We start from the raw sequence: 23322 nt of genomic DNA, 5'->3' as shown, positions 1-23322 counted from the left end.
TGCTAGAATATGTGTCACGAATCGTTCGTTGGTCGTTTCTCGCGCGGTCGAACCAGTTCAGCGGTTCAGAAGTCGTCGACACGCCCAGACTCGTCGACGGGTTTGGTGAGGCCGTCACGCAGGTCGTTCCCGAAGTGTGCACCGACTGCGCCCGCGCCGAAGCTGAGTCCCGCAGCGACGAGTAGAAGCTGCAGATTCAGCGAGAAGAGCCCGATGATGGCCCCGATGAGACCGTTGCCGAGCAGTTTCGCGACGAGAATCACGCCCAGCCCGGCGACAGTGGCGGCGACGCCGGCTTCCAGTAGCGGCTTTTCTTCGAACGCGAGGCCGACGGCGAAACCGCCCAACAGTGTCCCGACGTACGTCCCGACGACCGGGATGTACTCCATCCCGGCTGCCGCCCCGATTCCGACCGTCACGAGAGCGACGGCGAACCGCTGAAGCGAGAACAGCGACAAGTCACTGTCGGTCATGTTCCTACCAGTGTGCTTGGAAGTATTGTATCTTTCTCCTAGAGCGACCGTGGTCGGCGGCGCGTCGACGTTCGCGACGAGACGTTACGTTCGGTCGTATCTGGAACAGAAGGACGACCTCGTCCCGGCACGAATCACTCGTCCTTCGAGGCAATCGTCGCACCGATGAGGGCGTATCCGGCACCCAGCGGAAGCACCGGTACGCGATACGGACAGATGTACGCACAGCGTCCCGCATCGAACGATGCACTTACTGCGGGGCCGAGCAGCGACCAGTCGAAGAAAACGCGGAGCCGTTCGACGCCACTGCACCCGGGCGCGACACACACCATCGGAAGCGGGAGTACGGCGAGCCCCACGAGGAGCATACTCCCGACCGCGTACCGCGGCTGCTGGAACCGTACTGCGAGCACGAGACAGCCAGCGAGCAGTCCGAGAACTCCCAGTGTCAACGGGAAAAGTATACCCCTCTTAAACACCCCTTCCCTGTCGAAGCCCGGCATCACAGCGATGTACGCGTAGGCTATAACTAGTACCGTCAGCGCAATCCAGGCGACCACTACAGCCGGCGTCAGGTAGTGCTGAAGCCTCGATCGGACTGTTGCAAGAAAACGTGCGGAGGACATACTGGCTCAATTCACGGCTACCGGCCTAAAATGTTCCCTGCGCTGATAGACGTACTCGTCCGAGTCCGACGAGAGTATTTCAATCAGAAAGAATATATGTCGAGACTATAGAGTAGGCGTGAATGCGACGCCGTGCCCTCCTCACCGCGGTCGCCACCGGTGGAACCGTTGCAATCGCTGGCTGTAGTTCATCCGATAGTTCCTGCGGCCCGCCCTCTGACACGTTCGACCAGCCACGCGACCGCTGGTCGACGAGCGGGTACGCCCCGACGAACACTGCCAACGCTCCAGCTGGGCCATCGAGTGGAGCGATACAGTGGCAGACCGACCGCGAGGCTGGCGATGGGCCGCGACTGAACGGCTGGTTCAGCACGCCCCTCGTCGACGACGGCGCGGTGTACGTCTCGCTACGACAACTCGACCGAAACGAGCTACGCGACTACCCCGGCTACCTCGTCGCGTTCGACGAGGAGACCGGTGACATCCAGTGGCGAACCGAACTTCCGAATATCGCAGGCGGCGACCCGGCACTCGCGGACGACACCGTCCTCGTCGGCGATACCGGGGGCACGCTACACGCGTTCTCGACGACCGGAGAGCGACGCTGGAGGAAAGAACTCGGTGCGGCGGTGCGGACGCCGACAGCCGTCGGCGGACACGTCTACGTCCTCGACGCGTCGGGGACGGTGTACGGCTTCACGGACGAGGGGGAGCAGTGCTGGAAACACGACCTCGGAAAATCCGGTTTCGTGGACGGTCTCCTCGGCGGTGGCGGCAGTTCGTTCGAGGCAGCCAGTGCGCCGGCGGTCGACGACTCGCGAGTGTACGTGACGGTGCACGAAAGTCCCGACGACGAGCGACTCGGCCGCGTAGTGGCGTTCGACCACGAAGGAGAGCAGGAGTGGACCTACAGCTTCCCCACCGGCTACCAACCGCCGAACACACCGGCCGTCGTCGACGACACCGTCCTCGTGACCGGCGGTGACCAGATTCACGCGCTCGACGCGACGACCGGCGAGCGACTGTGGCGATTCGTCGTCGGCTATCGACGCACCGGGCCGCCCGCAACGGACGGAGAGCACGTATACGTCGGTGCGAAGAACCTCTATGCTCTCGACATCGGCGACGGAAGTGAACAGTGGCGCGTCGTCAACCGTGCCGTCGAATCCGGCACTGGATGGACGAACGGTATCCCGTTCATGTCTCGTGTCGCGGTGACCGACGACGCCGTCTACCTCCGAGCAGGCGCGTTCGACCGTCGTGACGGCAGCCGGTTGTGGGGTGACCTCGCCGAAGACACGGTACTCGGGTCGAACTACGCGACGAGCTACTATGGCCGGCACCCGATGGTTCTACTGTCGGTGACAGGGGACGCGCTGTATCTCTCGCATCAGAATCAGGGGGTGACGAAAGTAGCATGAACCGCCGACGTCTCCTCCAGCGGATTGGCGGCCTCGGTGCGGTCGGGTCGGCCGTCGGACTTGCAGGCTGTGGGCAACTCGTCGGTGACGACACTTCGGAATCGAACACCGGCCGAGCCGAGGCGTGTGGACCCTACGAGCCGACAGTCACCGGGTCGCCCGGTTGGCAGTCTGCAGGGGGTGACCCCGCTGGAACGGGTGTCGTCCCGACGGCCGCAGCACCTGAGCCGCCACTTTCGCTCGACTGGACGTTCACACTCGGCGGGATGGCCGGGGCAGGGCGACCCGTCGCTACTGCCGACCGGGTGTACGCCCACGAGATGGATACGACGCTGTTCGCGGTCGACGCAGTGACCGGCGAGAAGGTGTGGGAACGGAGCGTCGACGGACCGTACGGGTCACCGGCCATCGGCGACGGCGTGGTCGTCGCTCTCGGGAACGACACGGTCCTCGGCTTGGACCCTGCGACTGGCGAGACGCAGTGGACTGGTCCCGAGGGCCACGCAGACCTCTTCCAGGGCAATCCGGTCGTCGTCGACGAGACGGTGTACGTCCCGACCGAACTGTCCCTGCTCGCGCTCGACGCAGGTGACGGCTCGATAAAGTGGGAGCACGCGACGGGCCACGAGTCGGACTCGACACCGGCTATCCTCGGTGAGACTGTCTACTACGGCGGTACCGATACCTACGTCTACGCGCTCGATGCGGCGACGGGCGAGGAGCGCTGGCGATACAAGACGAACGCACACATCTACTGCAACGTCAGCGTCGCCGCCGAGACCGTCTTCGTCGGTAGCAGAGACGGCCTCATCCACGCTATCGACGCAGCCACCGCTGAGCGAGCCTGGACGTACGACACGAAAGCGGAGCCACACCACATCGCGACCGATGGCTCCCACGTGTACGTCGACACAGAGGGTCACGTCCGCGCACTCGAAGCCAGCACCGGAACTTCTTGCTGGTCGACATCCTACGAGGACCACATAGGCACCGGTATCGCCGTCGGCGACGGCCACGTGTACACCCCGCTCGAACGGATCGGAGCGAAGCACGGCGGACTCCCGAGTGTCCTCGACGCAGCGACCGGAGAGACACTCGCACAGACACAGGGTGAGTTCGAGTCGACTCGTACGAGTTACGACAGAGGATTAGCCGTCGTCGACGGTGCAGTGTACACGGCCGGACTCGAGGAGGACGGCATCAGTCTCGCTCGGTTCAGCTGAGAACTGGTCGCGAGGAGGCGACAAATTCGGGTTTCGTATCGCGTGTTTTTATCAATCCGACCTGCCTCTTTCGTCGACAGGCCATGAAAACTCGGACTGCCGGTGCCGTCGTCGGGATACTGGCGGTGGTGTGTATTGGACTCGTCTTCTCTGTTGTCTACCCGTTCACGACCGCCGAACCACACGCCGCGAATCCGACCGGTGAGCGATTCACTATCGGCGATACTGACGCGTACAGCGCGACGGGGAAAGTCGTCGTCGACGGCGACGTGCAGGTCGCCTTCGAAGGCGTCGTGACCGCCGACGGTGCGTGGTACCAGAAAGTAGTGCAAGAAGGCGTCACGTCGGAGGAATATCGGCCCTCACCGAACGGAACGGTCTACCAGCGATTGACGATAGACGGCCGAGACGATGCCGAACAGCGTCGAGAACAGATTGTCGATGACGACAGGCGAACCCTCGTCCGTGAGACGCAGAACGGAGACACCGTGACGTTCGTCGTCGAGAAGAACGCCAGCAGTGATGGGGAGCCAGTTTCGGGAACCGCGTCGGTGGTCCTGAACAGTCTCTCAATCGCTGGGTACGAACACGACGAGAGCGACTCGTCGCCGGTGACCGTCTACGAACCACAGGCCGGGTGGTACGACGAACGGAAGTCCTACCGCATAACCGATGCCTCGGGAGCGGTCCGCGCGAACTCCGAGACCGGCGCGGTGAATTCGGCCAACGTGTCGTGGGCGTTGACGACACCTGCTGGCACGTACGCCGAGTACGCCCTCGTTACCCTGACCGACGATGACCCGACGACCCACAGATTCTCGTTCGAACTCGATACTGACGACGCCGACCTCGAAGAGCCACCGTGGGTCAGCGACCTAACCGGTTGATTTTCGCGAGTAGCGGTACCGGTACACGAAGGTTCTTTGAGCGAATGACCGGACAATCGGTATGCACGATTCGAACCGTAGCTGGTACTTCGCAGAGCGACCAGCCGGGGAACCGGACGCAGACAGTTTCGAACTCAGAGACGCGGCCGTCCCAGAGCCCGATGCTGGTGAACTCCTCGTCCGTGTCACCTATCTCTCCGTCGACCCGTACATGCGGGGCCGAATGCGAGACAGCGAATCGTACGCGGAGCCGTGGGACGTCGGAGACGTGCTGAAAGGTGGAGTCGTCGGCGAAGTCGTCGACAGTGAGAGCGACCAGTACGACGAAGGCGACCTGGTAACCGGTGAAGGAACATGGGCCGAATACAGCGTGCTCGATGCGGATGCCGTCGCACCCGTCGACCCCGACGTCGCGGATTTGCCTGCCTATCTCGGAGTACTCGGGATGCCGGGCCGGACCGCGTACTTCGGACTGCTCGACGTCGGCGAGCCGAAACCTGGGGAGACCGTCGTCGTCTCCGGGGCGGCAGGGGCAGTCGGGTCGGTCGTCGGCCAGATCGCGAAATTGAACGGCTGCCGCGTCGTCGGATTCGCCGGGTCGGACGAAAAGACGGACTGGCTCACAGCGGACCTCGGCTTCGACGCCGCAATCAACTACAAAGAGACCGATGACTACGGGGCTGCGCTGGACGACGCCGCACCGGACGGGGTCGACGTCTACTTCGACAACGTCGGCGGACCGATTACGGACGCTGTGTTCACGAAGCTGAATCTCGACGCTCGCGTCGCTGTCTGCGGACAAATCGCACACTACAACGACGAGGACGTCCCGACAGGGCCGCGAAAGCTGCCCATGCTCATCGCACCACGCGCCACGGTGCAGGGACTGCTCGTGAGCGACTACGCATCTCGGTTCGGAGTGGCGAGCGAACAGCTTGCGAAGTGGGTTGCGAGTGGAGCGATTGCGCATCGTGAAAGCGTCGTAGACGGGTTAGAGAACGCACCAGACGCGTTCCTGGGACTGTTCTCCGGTGAGAATATCGGGAAACAGGTGGTCCGAGTCGCCGAGTAACCGCACTGGGGTCGTGTGTTTTGATGCCGACACAGACCCGCCACTGCAGGGGATTCGACAAACGGCGTCGTTCTTCTAGCAAGCGCTACCGGAGCTGTGAGGTTCGAACCGAGGAAGAAAATATTCAGATGTCGTACTTTCGGCCCCTCGTCGTGAGACGATTCACCGGCAGGTGATTCACTGAAATCGGACTCAGTCGACGCTGTCGGACCCGGCAGTCGCGCCGTACAACCGAACAGTCACCACGCTCCCGGCCGGATCGTTGTCGCCGAACGTGAGGTCGCCGCCCAACTGGCGGACTGCCCAGTTGACGAACCAGAGACCGATACCCTGTCCGTGTTCGAGTTTCGTCTCGGTGCCGGCAGCCAGAATCCGGCGTTCGCGTTCCGGAATACCCGGGCCGTCGTCGGCGACCGAGAGTTCGACCGCTGCGTCCTCGACGTGCTGCACGCTGACGTGGACACTGGGGGTTGCTTCGTCCGAATGCGTGAGTGCGTTCTCGACGAGTTCCGACAGAATCCGCTCGACGACGGATCGGTGCGTCGAGACAGTGAGTTCGTCAGGACACGAGTGAGTGATGTCGCTGTCCGGGACCTCGTTCCGGTACTGGTCGACGACTGTCGCCACGACAGCCGTGAGGTCGACCGCTGTCGGTGACTCGGTGCTGGCCGTCATTATCTCCTCGGCCGCTCGGGCTTTGTTGCTGAGTGCGACGAGGTCGGTCGCACTCTCGCGGATGCCACGCTGTAGCTGTTCGTCTTCGACGAGGTCCGCGTGAGCGAGCACCACGTCTAACTTGTTCCTGACGTTGTGTCGAAGGACGCGGTGGAGCACCGCGAGTCGCTGTTCACGGGCCTGTTGGTCGGTCACGTCCCGGAACAGCACGGCTCTGGCGACTGCTGACGACCCGCTGTCGCCGTCGTGTTCGGCGGAATCGACGGCTGACACGCTGTACTGGAACTGGCGACGCCCGTTCGTCGTCTGCAGTCTGACAGTCCCCGTCGCACCGACTGCGAGGTCGTGCTGGTCGAGTTCCGGAACGGTCGAGCGAATCGGTTCGCCGACGAGCGTCGCTGCCGAGCAGTCGAACACCGCTCCCGTCGCGTCGTTCGCGTCGATGACGTGGTCCTCCCAGTCGAGGACGACGACGGCTTCGCGAAGTCCCTCGACGACCCGTGTCCGGGCGACGTAGTTCGACTTCGGGAACCCGGTCATCACGGGGTATCGCTGCACTGCTACGGCGAGGAGGACACCGGCGACGAGGAGTCCGATACTCACGTTCTTCGAGGCCGGTTCCGCAGGCCACGCGACGGCGACGATGTAGGGAGCTCCGACGCCGAACGTCACAACCGCGACCTGTCGCTTCGAGACTCGGGTGTGACGCAAGCCGAGGCCGACGAGAAGGGCCGCTCCGTAGACGAACAACCCGACCAGGTAGAAGAGTTCCATCCCCACCATCGAGGCGGCCGTGTACGTGATGGCCGACTCCGGAAGTCCTGCGGCGATGACGACAGCGACCACGACCACCGGGACAGCGATAAGGACCAACATGAGGATTCGCCAGCGCGTCAAACCGGTACCCCGGCCGGTGTAGCTACGGGCGTAGACGACCCAGACGCCCGGGAGCAATAGCGCCATACTCAGTTCGGCGAACGCCAGTCCAGTCGACAGGAGCGACTGGTCGGGGACGATTGGGAGTTCGGACCCGAGTGAGAACAGTGCCCAGACGGTCAAGATTCCGAGCACGGCGACGAACGCTGGCCCGATGGGCTTCTGTCGGGAGTCTGCCGCAGTCCACGTCGTCCACCCCAGCAGTGCCACTGCGCCGACATCGAGCGCGATAGCGACCAGCGTCGTGACGAACGTCATCGTTCCACGTCTCTCACCATAGTCGTGTTAGGCACACGTTATGAACGCCCTGGTGTGAACGACAGCGGTGAGTCGCGCCAGGCCGTCGACCACAGGAGCGACTGGCGTCATGTCACGATACTGTACGCCGAAGCGAGGAAGAAGAAGAGACCAATCCCAGCGACGATAAGGGGCTTGTTGCTGCTCGAGTGCTCGAGATATGCGCTACCGGGCGAGTCAGTCGGTACGTACGCAGTCACCGTATTCCCCACGTCGTACCCGTCCAGTTGTTCCCGTGCGTCGTCTTTCGTGTTGAACTCCCGTGTTAGCTTCCCCGGATACATCTTCGAGGACGTGTACGATTCACCCTCGTACGTGTACTCGAACGTCGCATGCGGCGTGAAGTCAGTTCCCCGCTTCACGTCGACCTCCTCGATCGATGTCTCGGTTATCGTCGCGTCCACTTCCACCGCAGAATCGAGTTGTGACGACTGTGTCGTGTAACTGAGTCCACCGTAGCCGATGAGACCGAGCCCGACGACGAGCATCAGTCCGATTTGGAGGGGACCCTCCGGACCGTTGACATCGATGTCCATACTGGTGCGACGAGCCCCTCCGTGGTAAAAGTCGGACACATGTTTCCGGCTCGGAAACACTGCGACTGGGTTTACCGCCAGTCTGTGACAATCATCGACCAGAAATGACAGATACTGCGCGGTCGACTCGCTGTGGTATCGGTATCCGTAGCGTGGCGATGGTTATCGATTCAGTCGTTTGGGTAGTCTTCCTGTTCGGCTCACTGTTTCCCGTCGCACTCGTGACCGGCCAACTCGAGACGAGTGCGGGCACGGCGAACGCGTCGCTCGAAGGTGGTCCCGCCGTCGCCGCACTCGCCCTCTGGCTCGTGCTAGCGCTCAGCTATCACACGCTCGCAGAGTGGCGATTCGGCAAGACCGCCGGGAAGTACCTCGTCGACATTCGGGTCGTGAGTAACGATGGTGGAAAGCCTTCGCTCCGTGCATCGCTGGTTCGAAACGTCCTGCGACTCGTCGACTGGCTCCCGATGTTCTACGTCGTCGGCATCGCGCTCGTCGCCCTCTCTGACCGCCACGAACGGCTCGGCGACCGACTGGCTGGGACTGCCGTCGTTCGAACGTAACCCCACTTCGCGACCGAGACATTCTTTTCATTGAATCGAAAAGAGTCGTCGATCGAACGGAGGCTGGTGTGACATTGGAGGGATGATTTCTGGAGATGATTGCAGCCAGTGCGAGAGCCAGTTCGCTCGGACAGGGAGGGTCAGTCGCTCGGGTGGACGGTCACCTCGATCGTGCCAGTCGAGACGGTGAGCGAGAGTCCATCGACGGCCGTCTCGAAGCGTTCCCGGTGGTGTCCTGATTCGCTAATCGTCATCTCCGACACGACGAGTCCCGCATCTCGAAGCGCGTTGAGGCGGCGGTACGCCGTCGGTCGTGAGACGGCAGCTGCTTCCGCGACCGCACGACCGGTCCGCGGGCGTTCGGCGACCGCTTCGAAGATGCGACGGGTGTACTCGTCGCCGAACAGGTCGAGGAGTTCTGCAGTCGAAGTATCGTCATCGAGCGTCCGTCTGGTCGAACACGTCGAGTCGAGCGAGTCGGGGTTGGCGGCCATACATCGAGACAGTCCGCCTCGCGTAGTGGATATCGTCGCTAGGTATGCCGACTGTGGAACCGACCACACTCTAGGAGTGCAGAGTCTGCCCGACTGGAAGCCGACCAACTATAGGGACGGGGCCACGAGGCCCACGTGAGTCATCGCTACGAATGCTGGGCAACGACACACTCGACGACGTGACCACGCTCGTGGTCGACGACGAGAAGGAGGTGGCGGACGCGTACGCGCTCCGCCTCCGAGGGTTCTGTACCGTCGAGACCGTGTACGGCGGCGCGGAGGCACTCGCTGCCGTCGAAGCGACGGACCCACCAATCGACGTAGTTCTCCTCGACCGTCACATGCCGAAAATGTCTGGCGACGACGTCCTCGCCGAACTCAGAGCGCGCGAGTTCGATGGTCGCATCGTCATGGTGACGGCCGTGGACCCGGACTTCGACGTGCTGGACATGCCCTTCGACGACTATCTCTGCAAGCCGGTCGACCGTGAGGACGTGCGCGCCGTCGTCGACCAACAGCGCCGGATTCTCGCCTATCAGACACTCGGTGAATACTTCAGCGCCGAGTCCAAGCGCGCAGTCGTCGAGGCCGAAACGAGTCCCGAGCGCCGCGACGACCACGAGGGGTACGCGGCGATATCGCGGCGTGCAGCGACGCTCGAACAACGGGCGAGACGACTGCTCGACGACGACACGATTTTCGACGAGTTCGAGCGAATCGGACGCGAAGAGCTCTAAGTCGAGCGATCAAGGCTTCGCCGCTACTCGTTTTCGCTCATCGCCATTCCGTCGTCACCGTAGTACGCGTCGAGTAGCTTTCGCTGGCTGGCACGCAGGTGATAGAGGAGCGTCGACCCGGTGATGTCGAGCGAACTCGCGACTTCCTCGGCGGTACTTCCACGGGGCGACTCGAAGTAGTTCGCGAGGTACGCGGTTCGGAGTACGGTCGCCTGTCGGTCGGTCAGCCGGTCGGCGAGGGTGGCACGGAATTCGCGGGCCGTCGTGACCGACCGGTCGCGCTCGCGCTTTGCGACTGCCTCAGCGTCACACAATCGCCCGATTGCTTCGACGGTCCGGCGCACCTCCTGGTCCGGCGGGAGTTCAGCGACGATTCGACCGGTTCCGCCCTCGTAAGTCGCCTCCCGAACGCTGCCAGCGAGCGACGAAGCGACGGCGACGGGCGTCTGCTCTCCGATTCTGAGTTCGACGGCCCCACCGGTCGCGGTGTCGTCGAGGACACGAACGCCACGAATCCCCGCGATAGTCGAACTCGCGGTGTCGAGGTCTTCGACGGTCGCACCGTCGACTGCGACGTAACAGAGACAATCGTCGTTCTGGGGGACGACCCCGGCGAGTGAGAGGTCGGCATTTAGTTCTCGGCCGAGCGCGACGAGGGGTGAATTCTGCCCCACTGCGAACGTGACCTCGGTGACAGTGTCTGCGCGTAGCAGGTGTCGGTTTCTGGCGGCTGTGATGGCGAACCCCGCGACTTCGCCGAGCGTCTCGAAGCTGGCGCACTCGCGGGCTGAGAACGCGTCTTCGCCACTGGCGTACACGCAGACGACACCGTAGACACTCGACTCGGCGACGAGCGGAATCGCCAGCAGCGATCGCACGCCATCGGCGAACGCCGCCATACGCACTTCGTTGGGCACCTGTGAGTCGTCCGCCAGTGAGTGGACGACCTGCCGCTCCCCCCGCTCGACGGCGCGTTCCGCCGGGGTCGTTCCGGCCCCGTCGAGTGCGTCACGGATGGCAGCGAACGTCTCACCCGTCTCGCCTGCCGCTGCCCGGACGACGATGTCGTCACCGCCCACGTCGCGTTCGCCGACCCACGCGAACTCGTAGAGGTCTGACTCACCGAGTGCCGCACAGACCGTCTCGACGAGCTCGTCGCGGGCGGTTACCCCGACGAGTTCGGTGAGAACCTCAGAGAGCAGCGCCTCGATTAGTTCGGTTCGGTCGCGCTCGTCGTGGAGTCGGTCCACGCGCTGCTCTGCGCGGCGTCGACCCGTCACGTCCTGTACGTATATGGTCCCAGCAGAACCGTTATCCGACGGAACGACGGTGATTGCCAGCCAGCGGTCGAGCGTGGGATAGAACTCCTCGAACTCGCTGGATGTGACGGCTTCACCCTCGAATGCGACCAGTAGCGAGTCCTCGACCGACGAAGGAAACATCGCTTCGAGCGAGCAGCCAGTCGGGTCAGCGCCTGTCAGGTCCAGTACCTCCCGAGCGGCCGAGTTGGCGCCGTCGACGGTCCCGGCGGCCGTCACGTCGAGGACGCCGATGGGCGCGTGCTGAAGTCGGCCGTCCATGTTACGTGGAAAGATAGACCGCCGACATGTGGCTGTCGGTCTCGTCGGTAGGTTCGCAGGAGGACACGCTCAAAATCGCACCTCGAAGCGGGCACCACCCTTGTCCCCGGTCGTGAGCGTCAGTTCCCACCCGTGGGCCGTGACGATTCGGTCGACGATAGCGAGTCCGAGACCAGTTCCGTTGCCGGCTATCGTGTAGCCCGGTTCGAACACGACATCGCGTTCGCCAGGTGGAATTCCCGGCCCGTCGTCCGCGACGTAGATTCCGTCGTCTAGCGCACCGACCGTAACGGTGACCGTCGCGGAGGCTGGCGCTGCGTCTCCGAGGGTCGCTGAGCCATGTTCCACAGCGTTCCGAAGGAGGTTCTCGAACAATCGACGGAGGCGGTCTGGGTCAGCAGCCCTCGTCGGAAGGGACTCGCCGAGGGCGAGCGTCGCCTCGTCGGTCCCGACTGCCTGCCACGCGTCGGCGATGGCGGCCTCGAACGATACGGACGGCGACGGGTCGACTGCGTTGTGGCCACCTGCGAGTGTTAGGACGTCTCCGACGATGCGATTCATCCGGTCGTGTGCGTTGGCGACCGCGTCGAAGTGCTCGTCGTCGCCCGTCTCTCGTGCCGCGCAAAGGTGCGCTTTCGCCACGTCGAGTGGATTCCGCAGGTCGTGACTGATGACGCTCGCGACCCGGTCGACGCCGGGTCCGTCTGTGAGGGGGTCACCGAGTTCGGTGAAGACCAGGATGCCCGCGTCGGCCGCCGTCGACACGACTCGCACGACGTACGGCCCCGCCTCACCGCCGTCGAGATAGAAACGTGCGTCGTCTCCACTACGGACGGCACCGAGTGGGTCGTCTTCAGTCGACCGTACGACGGAAAACTGGTCGAACAGACGCTGAAGGCGAACGTCGACAGTGATCTCGTCGAACACGGCCTTTGCGGCGTCGTTCGTCGCCCTGACGACCACGTCTCCCGCCGTCACTTCGTAGGTGAGCGCAGGGTCCGGGTAGGCGTCGAGCGGAATCGCCGCCGGCTGGCCATCCGTCATCGGTCGCAGACCCCACGGCGATAGACAGGGGCCGAGTTACGCTGGTCCACGCGGGTCTGTTGGAACGGGCGTCTGTTTAGTGTTGCCTCGTGTTGGTGAGACAGAAACACAGGGCATGGGCAGTCGGCTGGGCTTCCTCGGCACGTACTTCTGTGGGTACGTACCGTCGACACCGACTCGTCGTCGGTCGTTCGACCACCTCGGGTGGCTGCCGACTTCGAGGGTGTGGCTATCGACACTCAGTCGTGGGTGTGAGACCGCGAGTCGTCGCCGACGCACGTTTCACACTGACGCGAGGACCGGACGTACAGGAGCGTCCCGAAGAGGAGAACGCTGAGGGCTCCGACGAGCGGCCGGAGCGGGTCGAAGTACGTCATCAGGGCCGAACTGCTGAACAGCGCGAGGAGCAGGCCGTTACAAATCGGACACCCGAACGCCAGCACGCCGGCGACTGCGCCAACCGACGCGATGCCGTCGTCGCCACGGCGGCGGGTCCCCGGGCGTTGGAGCGCGTAGAGGCCGATGAAGCCAGCCGTGAGTGTGAGAAAGACGTAGTCGAGGCCGGTTCGCGGAACCATTCGCACGTACAGTGGATTTCGCAGGAGACCGGTGACCGCACCGAAGACGAGAAACGAACCCACGCTCGCGCCGATCGCCAGCAGGAGTCTGTCGCGAGGGACGTCCATGCCCCTGCTTGCTGCCAACGGGTTGTAAAATGTGTCCCACGTCCTTTCAGCGTATTTTCCAGAAAATACGCGGGGGCGACATAATTAGGGAATCCTCTCTGAGAAATAATGCGAGAAGTATATCGGTTTCCGAAATGCTGGGTACGAGCAGGAACCTCCATGACTGCGATTCAGGCGACGGACATTACGAAACGATACGGCACACTGACCGCCGTCGACCGAGTCGACTTGGCGGTCGAGGAAGGCGAGATATTCGGCTTCCTCGGCCACAACGGCGCGGGAAAGTCGACGATGATCAACATGCTGCTGGACTTCGCTCGCCCCACGAACGGTGAACTCGAAGTCTTCGGGTTCGACTGCCAGACGGAGACCGTCGAAGCCCGCGAGCGCATGGGCGTATTGCCGGAGGGCTACGACGTGTACGACACACTCACCGGACGCCAACACCTCCAGTTCGCGATGGAATCGAAGGAAGTCGACGGCGAACCCCTCGACTACCTCGACCGTGTCGGCATCACCGACGCAGCAGACCGACAGGCCGGTGGCTACTCGAAAGGGATGGCGCAGCGACTCGTCCTCGCGATGGCCCTCGTCGGCGAACCGGACCTGCTCATCCTCGACGAACCGACGAGTGGTCTCGACCCGAACGGCGCGAAAGCGATGCGCGAGATAATCCTCGCCGAGAACGAGCGCGGTGCGACGGTCTTCTTCTCCAGTCACATCCTCGAACAGGTGGAGGCTATCTGTGACCGCGTGGGCATCATGCATCAGGGCGAACTCGTCGCCGTCGACACCATCGACAGCCTCAAACAGACCGTCGAAGGCGGGACCAAGCTACTCATCTCTATTTCGAACCCCGACGACGACCTCCTCGACAGCATCGAAGCCATCGACGGGGTCGACTCGGTGTGGTACGACGACGAGGACGAACGATTCGCGGTCACCTGCACGAACGATGCGAAACTGGACATCCTCATCGCACTGAACGAAGACGACGTCGACGTGGTCGACTTCCGGACGGAAGAACCCTCGCTGGAAGACCTCTTCGTCGAGTACACCGGAGGCGCGCGCTGATGCGATGGCAGGCGATCACTCGAAAAGAGATACGTGGGCTGTGGACCCCACGCGGGTCACGGACGGGGCTCCTGTTCGTCGCGCTGACGTTCGTCCTCGGTGGGTACATCCTCCCCACGGCCATACAAGACCCGACGACGACGGACTACACCGGGTACATGACTGGTGTGACGACACTCCTGTTGCCACTGCTGGGCCTGTTGCTCGGCTACAAGACCATCGTGTCCGAACGGGCTTCCGGCCGAATGGCCCTGCTGTTGTCGCTCCCGCACAGCCGAAAGGGTGCGATGCTCGGAAAGTTCGTCGGCCGCTCGGCCATCCTCGCTGCCGTGGTCGGCGTGGGCTCGCTCGTCGGCAGTGCCCTCGTCGCGTACCCCTTCGGGAGCTTCGAGGTGGGCGTCTTCATCGGCTACTTCCTCCTCACGCTCCTGTTCGGCATCGTGTTCCTCAGCGTCGGAATGGCCATCTCGACACTGACGACGTCCAACTCGCTCGCGACTGCGGGGACGTTCGGCGTGTTCTTCCTGCTCGTCGTCATCTGGGACCAACTCCGAATTCCCCTCCAGTTCGCCCTCGACTACCTCGGCTGGCTCGACCAGGGGTTGCCGGACTGGGCACTGTTCCTCCACGGCACGAACCCGACGATGTTGTACCAACGAGTTCTCGGGGAGTTCTTTGCTGGGACCGAAGTCGGCCCCTACCTCGGGCCGGACGCCGCGTGGTATCTCGGTGGCTGGCCCGCACTGGTCCTGCTCGTCGTCTGGGCAGTCGCTCCAGTTGCACTCGGGTACCTGCGGTTCCAGGGGACGGACCTATGATCGCCACTGACACTCGGCCGATTGGAACTGAAGGCACCGTCGCCGCCAGAGGTGCCGTATGAGCTGGCAGGCAGTACTCAGAAACGACCTGCGAGCGACGGTTCGGTCGAAGAGCGTCTGGGCCCTGGCTGCGGTGTTCCTCCTGGCAATCGGCGGCCTTGCCTACGCGATTGCGGAACTCGCCGAGCCGAACTTCGACGCCTTCCTCGAAGTCTCGTCTATCATCGTCGCACTGTTGCTCCCACTCGTCGGTATCGTCGTGGGCTACGAAGCCATCATCCCCGAACGTGAGTCCGGCAGTATCGTCCTCGCCCTGTCGCTACCGAACTCCCGGCCGGAACTCGTCGCGGGGAAACTCCTCGGGCGAGCGAGCGTCCTCGTTGGACCGTTCCTCGTCGGAGCCATCGGCGGAATCACCGTCCTCGTGTGGCGGTACTCGGGATTCGATTTCGTCCAATACGTACTGTTCGTCCTGCTAGCACTCGTGTACGCGTTGGTGTTCCTCGCCGTCGCCACCGCGCTCTCGATGGCACTCTCGTCGTCACGGCGCGTCATCGGCGGGGCCTTCGGCGCGTACGTCGCGCTGGTGATGTTCTGGAACCAACTCGTCGACGTCGTCGTGGTCCTCCTGTTCCGGTTCCAACCGACCGCGCTGGCGGACCTCCCCCTGTGGGCGGAGTCGGTGAAGTTCCTCACCCCCCGGACATCGTTCGTCTACCTCGTCGCAGAGACGCTCGAGATCGGGGCCGGCGTGACCGCCATCGACGTCGGCTCGCAGTGGTTCGCCTCGCCCGCCGTGGCGATGCTGGCACTACTCGCCTGGGTCGTCGTCCCACTCGGGCTGGGACTGCACAGGTTCGGGAGCGCCGAGTTCTGAGCGGCGTCTCACACTCGACGCTATCCATTGTCGGCAGATTCGGAGCCATCGGTCGCCCCCCGTCGTGCGTCGAATCGTCTCGGCGGGGCGGATGACGTTCGAGCGTAGCTGTGTCAAAATCCTCTTTGAGCAGGTCTGAGAGTTGGATAAATCACTAACTCGATGACTGGTTCACTCCTCAAACTGGCTAATTGAGACACCCCGAACAGTCAGTCCGTAATCCGAATTTCGGAGTTTACGCGATAGATGTACCCACGCATCTCCAATACTTCCAGTGCGTCGCGAGCGTCGGCTTGTGAGAAGCCTTCGTTCACGAGTGTCCGCGTCGCGCTTGCTTCGTCGACGCCGGGTTCGGGCGGCGCGATCGTCCCGGAAATTATCTCGAGGCAGTTCTCGGCGTAGCGTGGAATCGGCGTTGGTTCGCCGTACATGGGCCCGTTACTACAGAGTATTGGCGCAAACGCAATAGAGCTATCCCCAGTCTGGGTTGGGTGCCTGCTGTTCGACGGCGTCGATAATCGCCTGCGCCGTCATCCCAATACGCTGGAGTTGGCTACGAATCGCATCTGGGGGCTCGCCGTCCCATGCCGCCACGTAGAGCGACTGTTCAACGCGTCGAGACCGAAGTACTGTGAAGACGACGTAGGCCGTGCTCTCAGCTTCGACCTCGCGCTTCGCCCGTTCGCCACGGTCGTCGACGTCGAAATGCAGTAGCGCATGTGCGTACTCGTGAGCAAGCACGCTGGCGACTTGCGCCTCATTTTCGCCGTCCTTCACCTCGACGAGGAGCGAACAGTCGTACGTACTCCGGTTGGTACAGATGCCGGCTGCGTCGCCATGCCCCCAGTCCTCCGGTGGGACAAGGTTCGTCCGGACGCCGAGCTGTGGAGCAGCGCGAAGTAACGCATCGAGCAGTACATCTTCGGAACCATCGCCGTGTGCAGCAGTGTCGAGTTCTGGAAGCGGTTCGCCATCGGTCTGAGAGACGTCGAACACGGGAACCGGTCTGAACCCGACCAAGCCGTCGCTCCACTCCTCCGGCGGCGTCTCGTCGTACTCGCAGTCGCTACTGGCGTGGTACGACGGCGAGTTCCCACACCCGGGGCACTTGCTCGTGATGATGGGTGCCCAGATCCAGATGGCTGACTCTCCTTTCTGGACGTGCCTGTCGAAGTCGTTTACCCAGGTGTTGTACCCGGCAACTCTCGTCGCGTTGGGACACTGGTGCTTGATGAGGAGCGTGTTCCGGTAGGAGTAGTCGTGGAAGTGTGATTGGACGTCTAGCCACTCCTGCAATTCTGTGCTTGCTCGTGCTTCATCCGAGAGTTCGGCGAACTGTTTGACCCACGCTTCCAGTGAGTCGTGCATCTCGTCGCGACGGGTGTCGGCGTCGTCAAACTGATTGTGGGTAGTCTCGTCGTCGGTACTGTCGTTGCCACTCTCCGTGTGGCAGGTATCTATAGACATCAGGCGTCTCCGAGGTGAACTGGAAGTCCCCCTCACCCCGAAGGGGGCGAAAAAATGGCCGTGAACTTGATACGAGATAGGGTAAAGATTCGTTGTCGGCACTCTTAACCAACAAAGACAGAGCAACTAGCGAGAACGTTGGTTAAGATACTGTGCTTCTCGTTTTCGCGATTCATCACCTCGATCAGGACCGTGTTCGCTCCCTCCTAAAACGCCTTCGTGCGTTCGCTCAGCGGGGTCGAAGTCGATGACCGCCTTCTCCTTGGGCATTGCTTGTACTCGGATGCCTCGCCATTCGCCGTCGACGCCGACGAGCGCCTCCGAATACCCGGTGTCCTCGTTGCCGGGGACGGCGTCTTGCACGTAGCGCATCTGGGCGTAATTGAGGCCGAATTCGTCGGCCCAGTTTTCGTCCATCCCGTCTAGGCGGTGGAACTGCTTGACGGCACACTGGTCGAGGATAGCCTCGGACTCGGCGTGTTCGAAGAACTCGTCGACGGTCTGGGTCACGAGGCGAATCGAAAGGTCGTGGTGGCGGTGGTGCCGGAACACCGTTTCGAGAAAGGAGAGGCTCGCGGCGTCCTGCATGATGTAGCGGGCCTCGTCGATGACGAACACGACCTCCTTCTCGGTCTCTTTGGCACGTTCGTACACGAGTGAGATGAGCAACTGCATCGTCAGCGCCGTACTGCTGTCAACGCTGCCTTCCTGCTGGGCAAGGTCGAGGTAGATGACCTTCTCGTCGCGGATATTGAACTCAGACGGCTTGCCGAGGTTGGCGTAGCGACCTTCTTCCTCGAATGGGCGGAGCTGATCGAGTAACCACGCCGCATCATCGTGGAGCTTACCAGCCTCTTCGTCCGAACGGACGACGAACTCCTCAGGAGTATCGACCATACGTTCGAAGACGTCCATTATGTCGCGAACGGTCGGACTCGAATTCCCGTGGGTGGTGATGTCGTCGGTGATGCCGTTACGCTTGTAGGCGTGTCTGAGTCCAAGTTCGAGCGTCGTCCGGCGGTCACCCAGTGTGATGCCGCGCAGCGCGAAGAAGTTCGTCAAGAAACTCATGGCGTCGTCAAGCTTCTCGTTGAATGGGCTCGCGTCCTCGCCCATCGCTCGCTGGACGTGCTCCGGCGTCTGGCGGATCTCTAGCGGGTTCAGTCCGAGCGTTCCACCGACGGTGATACGCTTCGCGTCGAGTGCTTCAGAGACTCCCGCCCAGTTGTTGAGCGGTTCGAGGACGATGCCGATGCGGTCCGAACTCTGCTCGATGGAGCGGATGAAGTTCTGCTTCGAGCCAAATGACTTTCCGGAGCCGGTGTCGCCGACGGTGAACATCGCGTAGCCGTTATCCCGCGAGAACGGGTCGATGACGACCGGACTCTGGTTGTCCTTGTGAACGCCGAACTCGACACCACCAGGCTCGAGGATCGTCGCGTTGTGTGGCGACGCGAGGAGTGCGCCGACGGCCCCACCGAGTGCGATCGACTCGCGGCCGAACGCGTTCTCGCCGATGGGTGCAGCGGACTGCAGGGCGAGATCCTGCCGGCAAATGGCCGTCTTGGGTGTGAGGTTCGCCGGGTCGTCACGGAGCGCGCTTTTCACTTTGCGAACGGCGTCCGTGAGCGCGTCCTTATCGGCAGCACGGACAGTGACGAACAGACCGAGTCCGAACACACGAGCACCGCTCTCGACCGCCGTGTACGTCGCTGCGGCTTCGTTGGCCCGCTCTTGCAGGTAGGCGCTGCGGACGCTCTGTTCGAGGTCGGCGTCGACCTGGAGATTGTCGGCGATGTCCTGCAGTTCGGTGCGGGCTCGTTCCTGATTCTTCGGTGTGAGGTGAGCGGTCAGATCGAACTGGACGTCCGTGAGTTCGAAGAGGTCGCTCAGGAAACCGTCGCTCGGGTAGTCCGCATAGTCGGCGATGTAGAGCGTCGTCGTCCACTGCTCGCCGACACGAGCCGCGCGTGTCTCCCACTCGATAGCGTCTGGTGCAGTCACGGTCTTGTGTGACTCGGCGATATCGTCGAGGACTTCGAACTCGACTGCGCCTGCAGCCAGGGTTTCCTCGTCGAGGACGTCGTCGAAGTCGACTTCGGCCTCCTCGTCCTGTTGTGGGGCTCGACGACGGGCCAAGAACACTTTCCCAGCGAGACCAAGCACCGCGACGATGAGGACGTAGAGTGCAGTTCCTTCGGTACTCGCCGGATTCAGTAGCCACTCCGTGAGTTGTGCGACGAAGTCAGCCTCTGACTGCAGGACCACGCTACTCATCGTGAACGTCCTCCCGTCGACTGTGGCCGACGATGGGCTGTTCTCGGACGACGCTGGAGGCATCCGCGTAGTCGTGCTCCTCACCATTCCAGAAGTCCATGTTCATGACGAACAGTTCGACCGTGCTGAGTCGACGTGCGGACCAGCCAGACGCCTGCTGGACGAATCCCGACTGCACCGTGTGAATTCGGTCGTCGAGTTTCTCGAACTGCTGTGCGCGCTGCTCTGCTGCGCTGAAGTCCTCGCGGCGGGTTACGAACGGGTTGAACAGGAAGCCGACGATGGGGAACTGCGTCAGCTTCTCCGCTGGCGTTCCCTCGTCGCGGGTACGGTTGTACACCTCGATGGGACTGACTTCGATGCCGAGGTAGAACTGGACCTGCTGCGTCCCCCGGTCGCGCATCTCTCTAGGCCGGGTCTCGCGGTACTCTTCGAGGAGTTCGCGAAAGACTGGATTCTGAGAGACGTCCTCGTCGGTGAGCCGGTCTTCGATGTTCTCGATGATACGTTCAACGGGGAACGTTCGCGTCGTGGCGTGGAACTTCAGTTTGGCGTCGAGTTCCTTGTTAGCGAACTCGGTGGCCACCTCCTGTATCTGTGCCCAGTCATTGGACATTGCGAAGTCCATATTTCCTGGCCGGACCTCGATGAACGCCTCCATCGTACCGTCGGTGCGCTGGATAGCACCTGCGCCCGGCCACGCTCGTCCGATGTTCGTCAAGTCCTGTGTGCGCTCGTCCGGTTTGAACGGTGTGTAGTTCGCGAGCCCACCCTCGTTGCGGATAAACTCCGATTCGGTACTCGTTTCCTCAGCTGGCGCGCTGAACGTTCGTCGAGGTCGCTTCGCGTACCGATAGACGTCTTTCGCCCACGTCCAGGCGTTCAAGTGGCTCGGCGTGACGTAGATGACGGCGACGCCGAATCCGAGGCCAGTGGTCACCAGTGGGAGTGCAAGCGAGTCGATGCCGGTGAGGCCGGCGATGAATAGGCCGATGATCGGGAAGGCGACGAGGACTCCGACGTCTCCTTCCTCGACGTTGAGGTAGGGGATACGACTCTCCTCGCCGAATTCGTCCATGATGCGTCGTGCTGCTGCGTCGTGATCGAGTGACATTCTGATTCAGAGTATTCCGGGGTCGTTCTCGGTTCGGCGGTACGACGGCTTCGAGCCCTCTCCGTCGCCGTCCTCTTGCTGGCCAGCTACTCGCTGTGCAACCGCGTGCCCAGCAGCTGCTTTCGGTCCCCACCGTGCCGCAGTTGTGGCGACACCTGCGCCGCCGACGTACGTCCCGGCGGCGACGGCGCCGACTGTGACGACGCCCTTGGTGGTCGTGCTGAGAACTTTGGCGCTCATCGGCGTCGCGTACTGGAACGTTTTCCACGTCACGTACAGCGCGATGAGTGGGAGTGAGACTGCGACGAGGTATTTGAGAAACGCTGTTGCAGGGTTGAAGTCGCCGCCACTGTAGAGAAGGTCGTAGCCTTTGAAGACCATAGATGCGGGGAGAGGCAGGACTGCTAACGGGACGAACCGTTTGGAAAACCCCATCGCAATGTCGGAGAGAACTGGAAGATTCCCGTATGCGAGAGCGATTGCAATCGGCATCGCGTACAAATAGACATAGAGAAGGATTCTTCGAATGTAGAACAACGCTTCAAGTGCCCACATCGAGACGCCCCCGATTACTGTGAATATTAGCGTCAGAATTGGGTTTACCAGGGTCACTCCGACAAACTGTACCATGAGGTCTGTGAGAGTCTCTAAACCTGGAAGCAGAGCAAGCGTGAATCCGTTCACGAGATAGAGGGTGAGTACACCCAACCAGTACCAAGTTACAATCAAGAACACCCCCACCCACGCAGTCTTCCCGGTTTTTCGGGCCTCGTAGGCACTCCCGACATTGAATATTCGAACCGTATGGCGGCCCTGTACGCTCATCAGAAGCAGGAGTAACGAGACGAGCATTATCTCACCACCAACCAAAGCGTCCTTAATCGCTGGCCAAGGCGCGTTCGAGGGCTGGCCGAAGATGAACGAACCTGTGGTATTCGGCGTCGGTGTCCCAAACATAACCTCTGTGAGGGAATCGTATCCTTGAGTCAATCCAGTCTTGAAGTGGCTACTGAACCACCCAACAAACTCCTTCAGACCCTCTAAAACGACATCAATCAGATCAACCATCGGTCACTCCTCACTGATTGTAATCTCACACTCATCGAACTGCTCTGAGGCGGAGTACTGAATGGAATAAGCCGTTGAGATCGGGGACGATGCGACGCCAGTCTTCAGTACGACTTCGAACTCACCAGACTGCATTTCACCCTTACAAGAAACTCCACCGCCGGGTACAAAGGCGAAGGGCGTTCGTGAACTGTAGATTGTGACTTCCTGCTTCGGTCCGACAGCAACATTGGATATCTCTTCGTCTCTACTTGGGTCGTAGATACCGCTCACACGGTCCACATTGGCGTAGTTCGTCCCGTTCTCGTCCGATGGGTAGGGTACATCACCGAGAAAGAGTAGTTTGGTAATTCCATCTGGACCGGTACCAGAGTTTTTGACCGTAACGAACGCCTCATCCGCGATCTCTTCAGTAGCCCCGTCCCACATCTTCTTGGGCTGATTTCGACCGACACCCATAGCCACAATCTCCAGATTTGGCCGAATTTCGAGACTCGTCTCGACGACGGTTTCCTCACCCTGCAGAGCGAGCAGTTGGTACTCACCCGGGTCGTAGGAGGTTCCGAGTTCGAAGGAGACCTGCTGGACTCCGGCAGGCACGTCGCGGCGGCCGAAGAGTTCGCCGTTGGGCCAGATGAGGTTGACCCAGTCGACCTCCGCGTCGCCCGTGAGTTCGACGACGAGCGTTGTTCCGTCGACGGCGACGCGTTCCAGCGTGTCCTGCCCGGGTGGAGTCGCGTCGCCGTCGGCAGGGGTTCGCGTTGTGGCTTCGTTGTCGTCGCCAAGACAGCCAGCGATTGCGCCACAGGAAAGCCCAGCGGCTGTTCTGAGTACAGTACGCCTGTCGAGTCGTGAGTTGTTGTACATGATTACGGTCTCTCGAATGTCTCTGGTGTGAATAGCCGCAGGAGTCGTCTACCTGCGAAGAACGCGACGAAGAAGGGAATGAACTGCCAGCCAACCTCGACGACGAGGGCGAACCAGCCATCGATGGTGCTGAGTGGGTGCCAGCGGACGGTCGCCACGTCGCGAACGTATGCCGGGTCGTGGCCAAGCCATGTTCCGGGGTGATACTCAGCGGTGTAGGCACCGGGCTGGTCCAACGTGACGATAGCGACGCCGGAGAAGTTCGTCTCGACTCGCCGGTCGCCGATCGTGATGTAGCCATCGCGAGTGCGACCGCCGATGGGTTTGCGACGGGGGTCCTCTCGAAGGACGATTGGTGCACCTGTCTCGTTGTCCCGTAGCTCGATTCGGACAACGAGGTGGTTTTCAGTCTCCTCGATAACGTCGATAGTGAGGTTGCTCTCGCGTATCTGTCGCTCCGAACCTGCAGGAGGTTCGACGATAGTGGCGTTCACGCCGCGGACGATACCG

General features: G+C 62.0%; 23 protein-coding genes and 1 pseudogene. 9 read left to right on the top strand and 15 right to left on the bottom strand.

Translation table 11 applies throughout. The annotated features are described in order from the left end of the window. Positions 1 to 65: 65 nt before the first annotated feature. Both ACSC1P_RS17765 and ACSC1P_RS17760 read right to left on the bottom strand, forming a co-directional pair. Positions 66 to 473 carry a DUF8526 domain-containing protein gene (locus ACSC1P_RS17765; protein WP_435361546.1) on the bottom strand — a complete coding sequence of 136 codons (408 nt, stop codon included), beginning with the start codon at positions 471 to 473 and terminating at the stop codon, positions 66 to 68. A gap of 134 nt (positions 474 to 607) precedes the next feature. Next, entirely contained in the window at positions 608 to 1099 is a 492-nt protein-coding gene (locus ACSC1P_RS17760; RefSeq protein WP_435361545.1) for a hypothetical protein, read from the bottom strand. A 122-nt stretch (positions 1100 to 1221) separates the two neighbouring features. Between ACSC1P_RS17760 and ACSC1P_RS17755 the strand changes: the two genes are divergently transcribed. The 4 genes from ACSC1P_RS17755 to ACSC1P_RS17740 all read left to right on the top strand — a co-directional run bounded on the left by ACSC1P_RS17755 (position 1222) and on the right by ACSC1P_RS17740 (position 5702). Continuing rightward, positions 1222 to 2520: an outer membrane protein assembly factor BamB family protein gene (locus tag ACSC1P_RS17755; protein ID WP_435361544.1), complete on the top strand. Its 1299-nt coding sequence runs from the start codon at positions 1222 to 1224 to the stop codon at positions 2518 to 2520. Continuing rightward, the gene (locus ACSC1P_RS17750) at positions 2517 to 3743 is read left to right on the top strand and encodes an outer membrane protein assembly factor BamB family protein (RefSeq protein WP_435361543.1); all 1227 of its coding nucleotides are present in this window, start codon (positions 2517 to 2519) and stop codon (positions 3741 to 3743) included. The genes ACSC1P_RS17755 and ACSC1P_RS17750 overlap by 4 nt, the downstream gene beginning before the upstream one ends. 83 nt (positions 3744 to 3826) lie before the next feature. After that, complete coding sequence (locus tag ACSC1P_RS17745) at positions 3827 to 4630, top strand: hypothetical protein (RefSeq protein WP_435361542.1); 804 nt, start codon at positions 3827 to 3829, stop codon at positions 4628 to 4630. A 61-nt stretch (positions 4631 to 4691) separates the two neighbouring features. After that, complete coding sequence (locus ACSC1P_RS17740; protein WP_435361541.1) at positions 4692 to 5702, top strand: NADP-dependent oxidoreductase; 1011 nt, start codon at positions 4692 to 4694, stop codon at positions 5700 to 5702. Between the two features lie 192 nt (positions 5703 to 5894). On the opposite strand, the gene ACSC1P_RS17735 is transcribed toward ACSC1P_RS17740, so the two are convergent. Then, positions 5895 to 7571 (bottom strand): ATP-binding protein, encoded by a 1677-nt coding sequence (locus ACSC1P_RS17735; protein WP_435361540.1) that lies wholly within the window; start codon positions 7569 to 7571, stop codon positions 5895 to 5897. Between the two features lie 107 nt (positions 7572 to 7678). Beyond that, positions 7679 to 8146 (bottom strand): DUF3592 domain-containing protein, encoded by a 468-nt coding sequence (locus ACSC1P_RS17730; RefSeq protein WP_435361539.1) that lies wholly within the window; start codon positions 8144 to 8146, stop codon positions 7679 to 7681. Between the two features lie 104 nt (positions 8147 to 8250). Here ACSC1P_RS17730 and ACSC1P_RS17725 point away from each other — a divergent pair, with 104 nt between their 5' ends. Next, positions 8251 to 8709 carry an RDD family protein gene (locus ACSC1P_RS17725; protein ID WP_435361538.1) on the top strand — a complete coding sequence of 153 codons (459 nt, stop codon included), beginning with the start codon at positions 8251 to 8253 and terminating at the stop codon, positions 8707 to 8709. A 140-nt stretch (positions 8710 to 8849) separates the two neighbouring features. On the opposite strand, the gene ACSC1P_RS17720 is transcribed toward ACSC1P_RS17725, so the two are convergent. Further along, a complete protein-coding gene (locus ACSC1P_RS17720; protein WP_435361537.1) occupies positions 8850 to 9203 on the bottom strand; it encodes an ArsR/SmtB family transcription factor in 354 nt (117 codons plus the stop codon). A 152-nt stretch (positions 9204 to 9355) separates the two neighbouring features. Here ACSC1P_RS17720 and ACSC1P_RS17715 point away from each other — a divergent pair, with 152 nt between their 5' ends. Beyond that, a complete protein-coding gene (locus ACSC1P_RS17715; RefSeq protein WP_435361536.1) occupies positions 9356 to 9940 on the top strand; it encodes a response regulator transcription factor in 585 nt (194 codons plus the stop codon). A gap of 23 nt (positions 9941 to 9963) precedes the next feature. On the opposite strand, the gene ACSC1P_RS17710 is transcribed toward ACSC1P_RS17715, so the two are convergent. From ACSC1P_RS17710 to ACSC1P_RS17700, 3 genes are all read right to left on the bottom strand, one after another. Next, positions 9964 to 11520, bottom strand: a complete 1557-nt coding sequence (locus ACSC1P_RS17710) for a bacterio-opsin activator domain-containing protein (protein ID WP_435361535.1) — start codon at positions 11518 to 11520, stop codon at positions 9964 to 9966. 69 nt (positions 11521 to 11589) lie between these two features. Further along, positions 11590 to 12564: a sensor histidine kinase gene (locus ACSC1P_RS17705; RefSeq protein ID WP_435361534.1), complete on the bottom strand. Its 975-nt coding sequence runs from the start codon at positions 12562 to 12564 to the stop codon at positions 11590 to 11592. 239 nt (positions 12565 to 12803) lie between these two features. After that, the gene (locus ACSC1P_RS17700) at positions 12804 to 13250 is read right to left on the bottom strand and encodes a hypothetical protein (protein WP_435361533.1); all 447 of its coding nucleotides are present in this window, start codon (positions 13248 to 13250) and stop codon (positions 12804 to 12806) included. 159 nt (positions 13251 to 13409) lie between these two features. On the opposite strand from ACSC1P_RS17700, the gene ACSC1P_RS17695 reads away from it, so the two are divergent. From ACSC1P_RS17695 to ACSC1P_RS17685, 3 genes are read left to right on the top strand one after another with little or no spacing between them, the layout of a single operon-like run. Next, on the top strand, positions 13410 to 14324 hold the full coding sequence (locus ACSC1P_RS17695; protein WP_435361532.1) for an ABC transporter ATP-binding protein: 915 nt from the start codon (positions 13410 to 13412) through the stop codon (positions 14322 to 14324). After that, entirely contained in the window at positions 14324 to 15142 is an 819-nt protein-coding gene (locus tag ACSC1P_RS17690) for an ABC transporter permease subunit (protein ID WP_435361531.1), read from the top strand. The genes ACSC1P_RS17695 and ACSC1P_RS17690 overlap by 1 nt, the downstream gene beginning before the upstream one ends. A gap of 58 nt (positions 15143 to 15200) precedes the next feature. After that, entirely contained in the window at positions 15201 to 16019 is an 819-nt protein-coding gene (locus tag ACSC1P_RS17685) for an ABC transporter permease (protein WP_435361530.1), read from the top strand. Positions 16020 to 16228: 209 nt separating this feature from the next. On the opposite strand, the gene ACSC1P_RS17680 is transcribed toward ACSC1P_RS17685, so the two are convergent. From ACSC1P_RS17680 to ACSC1P_RS17650, 7 genes and pseudogenes are all read right to left on the bottom strand, one after another. Continuing rightward, positions 16229 to 16450 carry a hypothetical protein gene (locus tag ACSC1P_RS17680; protein WP_435361529.1) on the bottom strand — a complete coding sequence of 74 codons (222 nt, stop codon included), beginning with the start codon at positions 16448 to 16450 and terminating at the stop codon, positions 16229 to 16231. Between the two features lie 40 nt (positions 16451 to 16490). Beyond that, positions 16491 to 17486 (bottom strand): ArdC-like ssDNA-binding domain-containing protein, encoded by a 996-nt coding sequence (locus tag ACSC1P_RS17675; protein WP_435361528.1) that lies wholly within the window; start codon positions 17484 to 17486, stop codon positions 16491 to 16493. 227 nt (positions 17487 to 17713) lie between these two features. Next, positions 17714 to 19763 (bottom strand): annotated as a pseudogene (locus ACSC1P_RS17670) (VirB4 family type IV secretion system protein); the annotation flags it as partial. After that, a complete protein-coding gene (locus ACSC1P_RS17665) occupies positions 19756 to 20877 on the bottom strand; it encodes a TraC-like domain-containing protein (RefSeq protein WP_435361527.1) in 1122 nt (373 codons plus the stop codon). The gene ACSC1P_RS17665 and the pseudogene ACSC1P_RS17670, both read right to left, overlap by 8 nt. A 6-nt stretch (positions 20878 to 20883) precedes the next feature. After that, positions 20884 to 21945 (bottom strand): TrbL/VirB6 family protein, encoded by a 1062-nt coding sequence (locus tag ACSC1P_RS17660; RefSeq protein ID WP_435361526.1) that lies wholly within the window; start codon positions 21943 to 21945, stop codon positions 20884 to 20886. Positions 21946 to 21948: 3 nt separating this feature from the next. Continuing rightward, positions 21949 to 22815 (bottom strand): hypothetical protein, encoded by an 867-nt coding sequence (locus ACSC1P_RS17655; RefSeq protein WP_435361935.1) that lies wholly within the window; start codon positions 22813 to 22815, stop codon positions 21949 to 21951. Next, on the bottom strand, positions 22815 to 23322 hold a 508-nt coding region (locus tag ACSC1P_RS17650; RefSeq protein WP_492764735.1), incomplete at its 5' end, for a DUF8186 domain-containing protein. The genes ACSC1P_RS17650 and ACSC1P_RS17655, both read right to left, overlap by 1 nt.

The sequence above is a fragment of the Haloarchaeobius caseinilyticus genome, from assembly GCF_051207395.1.
Taxonomy (GTDB): Archaea; Halobacteriota; Halobacteria; order Halobacteriales; family Natrialbaceae; genus Haloarchaeobius.
The sequence above is the reverse complement of the archived record's forward strand: the minus strand, read 5'-3'. Positions and strand labels throughout refer to the sequence as shown.

Bases quoted from the DNA above. Each gene is read 5' to 3' on its own strand.
- ACSC1P_RS17760 (WP_435361545.1), bottom strand. From the start codon at position 1,099: ATGTCCTCCGCACGTTTTCTTGCAACAGTCCGATCGAGGCTTCAGCAC.
- ACSC1P_RS17745 (WP_435361542.1), top strand. From the start codon at position 3,827: ATGAAAACTCGGACTGCCGGTGCCGTCGTCGGGATACTGGCGGTGGTG.
- ACSC1P_RS17710 (WP_435361535.1), bottom strand. From the start codon at position 11,520: ATGGACGGCCGACTTCAGCACGCGCCCATCGGCGTCCTCGACGTGACG.
- ACSC1P_RS17700 (WP_435361533.1), bottom strand. From the start codon at position 13,250: ATGGACGTCCCTCGCGACAGACTCCTGCTGGCGATCGGCGCGAGCGTG.
- ACSC1P_RS17730 (WP_435361539.1), bottom strand. From the start codon at position 8,146: ATGGACATCGATGTCAACGGTCCGGAGGGTCCCCTCCAAATCGGACTG.
- ACSC1P_RS17740 (WP_435361541.1), top strand. From the start codon at position 4,692: ATGCACGATTCGAACCGTAGCTGGTACTTCGCAGAGCGACCAGCCGGG.
- ACSC1P_RS17695 (WP_435361532.1), top strand. From the start codon at position 13,410: ATGACTGCGATTCAGGCGACGGACATTACGAAACGATACGGCACACTG.
- ACSC1P_RS17675 (WP_435361528.1), bottom strand. From the start codon at position 17,486: ATGTCTATAGATACCTGCCACACGGAGAGTGGCAACGACAGTACCGAC.
- ACSC1P_RS17725 (WP_435361538.1), top strand. From the start codon at position 8,251: ATGACAGATACTGCGCGGTCGACTCGCTGTGGTATCGGTATCCGTAGC.
- ACSC1P_RS17705 (WP_435361534.1), bottom strand. From the start codon at position 12,564: ATGACGGATGGCCAGCCGGCGGCGATTCCGCTCGACGCCTACCCGGAC.
- ACSC1P_RS17665 (WP_435361527.1), bottom strand. From the start codon at position 20,877: ATGTCACTCGATCACGACGCAGCAGCACGACGCATCATGGACGAATTC.
- ACSC1P_RS17735 (WP_435361540.1), bottom strand. From the start codon at position 7,571: ATGACGTTCGTCACGACGCTGGTCGCTATCGCGCTCGATGTCGGCGCA.
- ACSC1P_RS17690 (WP_435361531.1), top strand. From the start codon at position 14,324: ATGCGATGGCAGGCGATCACTCGAAAAGAGATACGTGGGCTGTGGACC.
- ACSC1P_RS17685 (WP_435361530.1), top strand. From the start codon at position 15,201: ATGAGCTGGCAGGCAGTACTCAGAAACGACCTGCGAGCGACGGTTCGG.
- ACSC1P_RS17660 (WP_435361526.1), bottom strand. From the start codon at position 21,945: ATGGTTGATCTGATTGATGTCGTTTTAGAGGGTCTGAAGGAGTTTGTT.
- ACSC1P_RS17755 (WP_435361544.1), top strand. From the start codon at position 1,222: ATGCGACGCCGTGCCCTCCTCACCGCGGTCGCCACCGGTGGAACCGTT.
- ACSC1P_RS17680 (WP_435361529.1), bottom strand. From the start codon at position 16,450: ATGTACGGCGAACCAACGCCGATTCCACGCTACGCCGAGAACTGCCTC.
- ACSC1P_RS17750 (WP_435361543.1), top strand. From the start codon at position 2,517: ATGAACCGCCGACGTCTCCTCCAGCGGATTGGCGGCCTCGGTGCGGTC.
- ACSC1P_RS17765 (WP_435361546.1), bottom strand. From the start codon at position 473: ATGACCGACAGTGACTTGTCGCTGTTCTCGCTTCAGCGGTTCGCCGTC.
- ACSC1P_RS17720 (WP_435361537.1), bottom strand. From the start codon at position 9,203: ATGGCCGCCAACCCCGACTCGCTCGACTCGACGTGTTCGACCAGACGG.
- ACSC1P_RS17715 (WP_435361536.1), top strand. From the start codon at position 9,356: ATGCTGGGCAACGACACACTCGACGACGTGACCACGCTCGTGGTCGAC.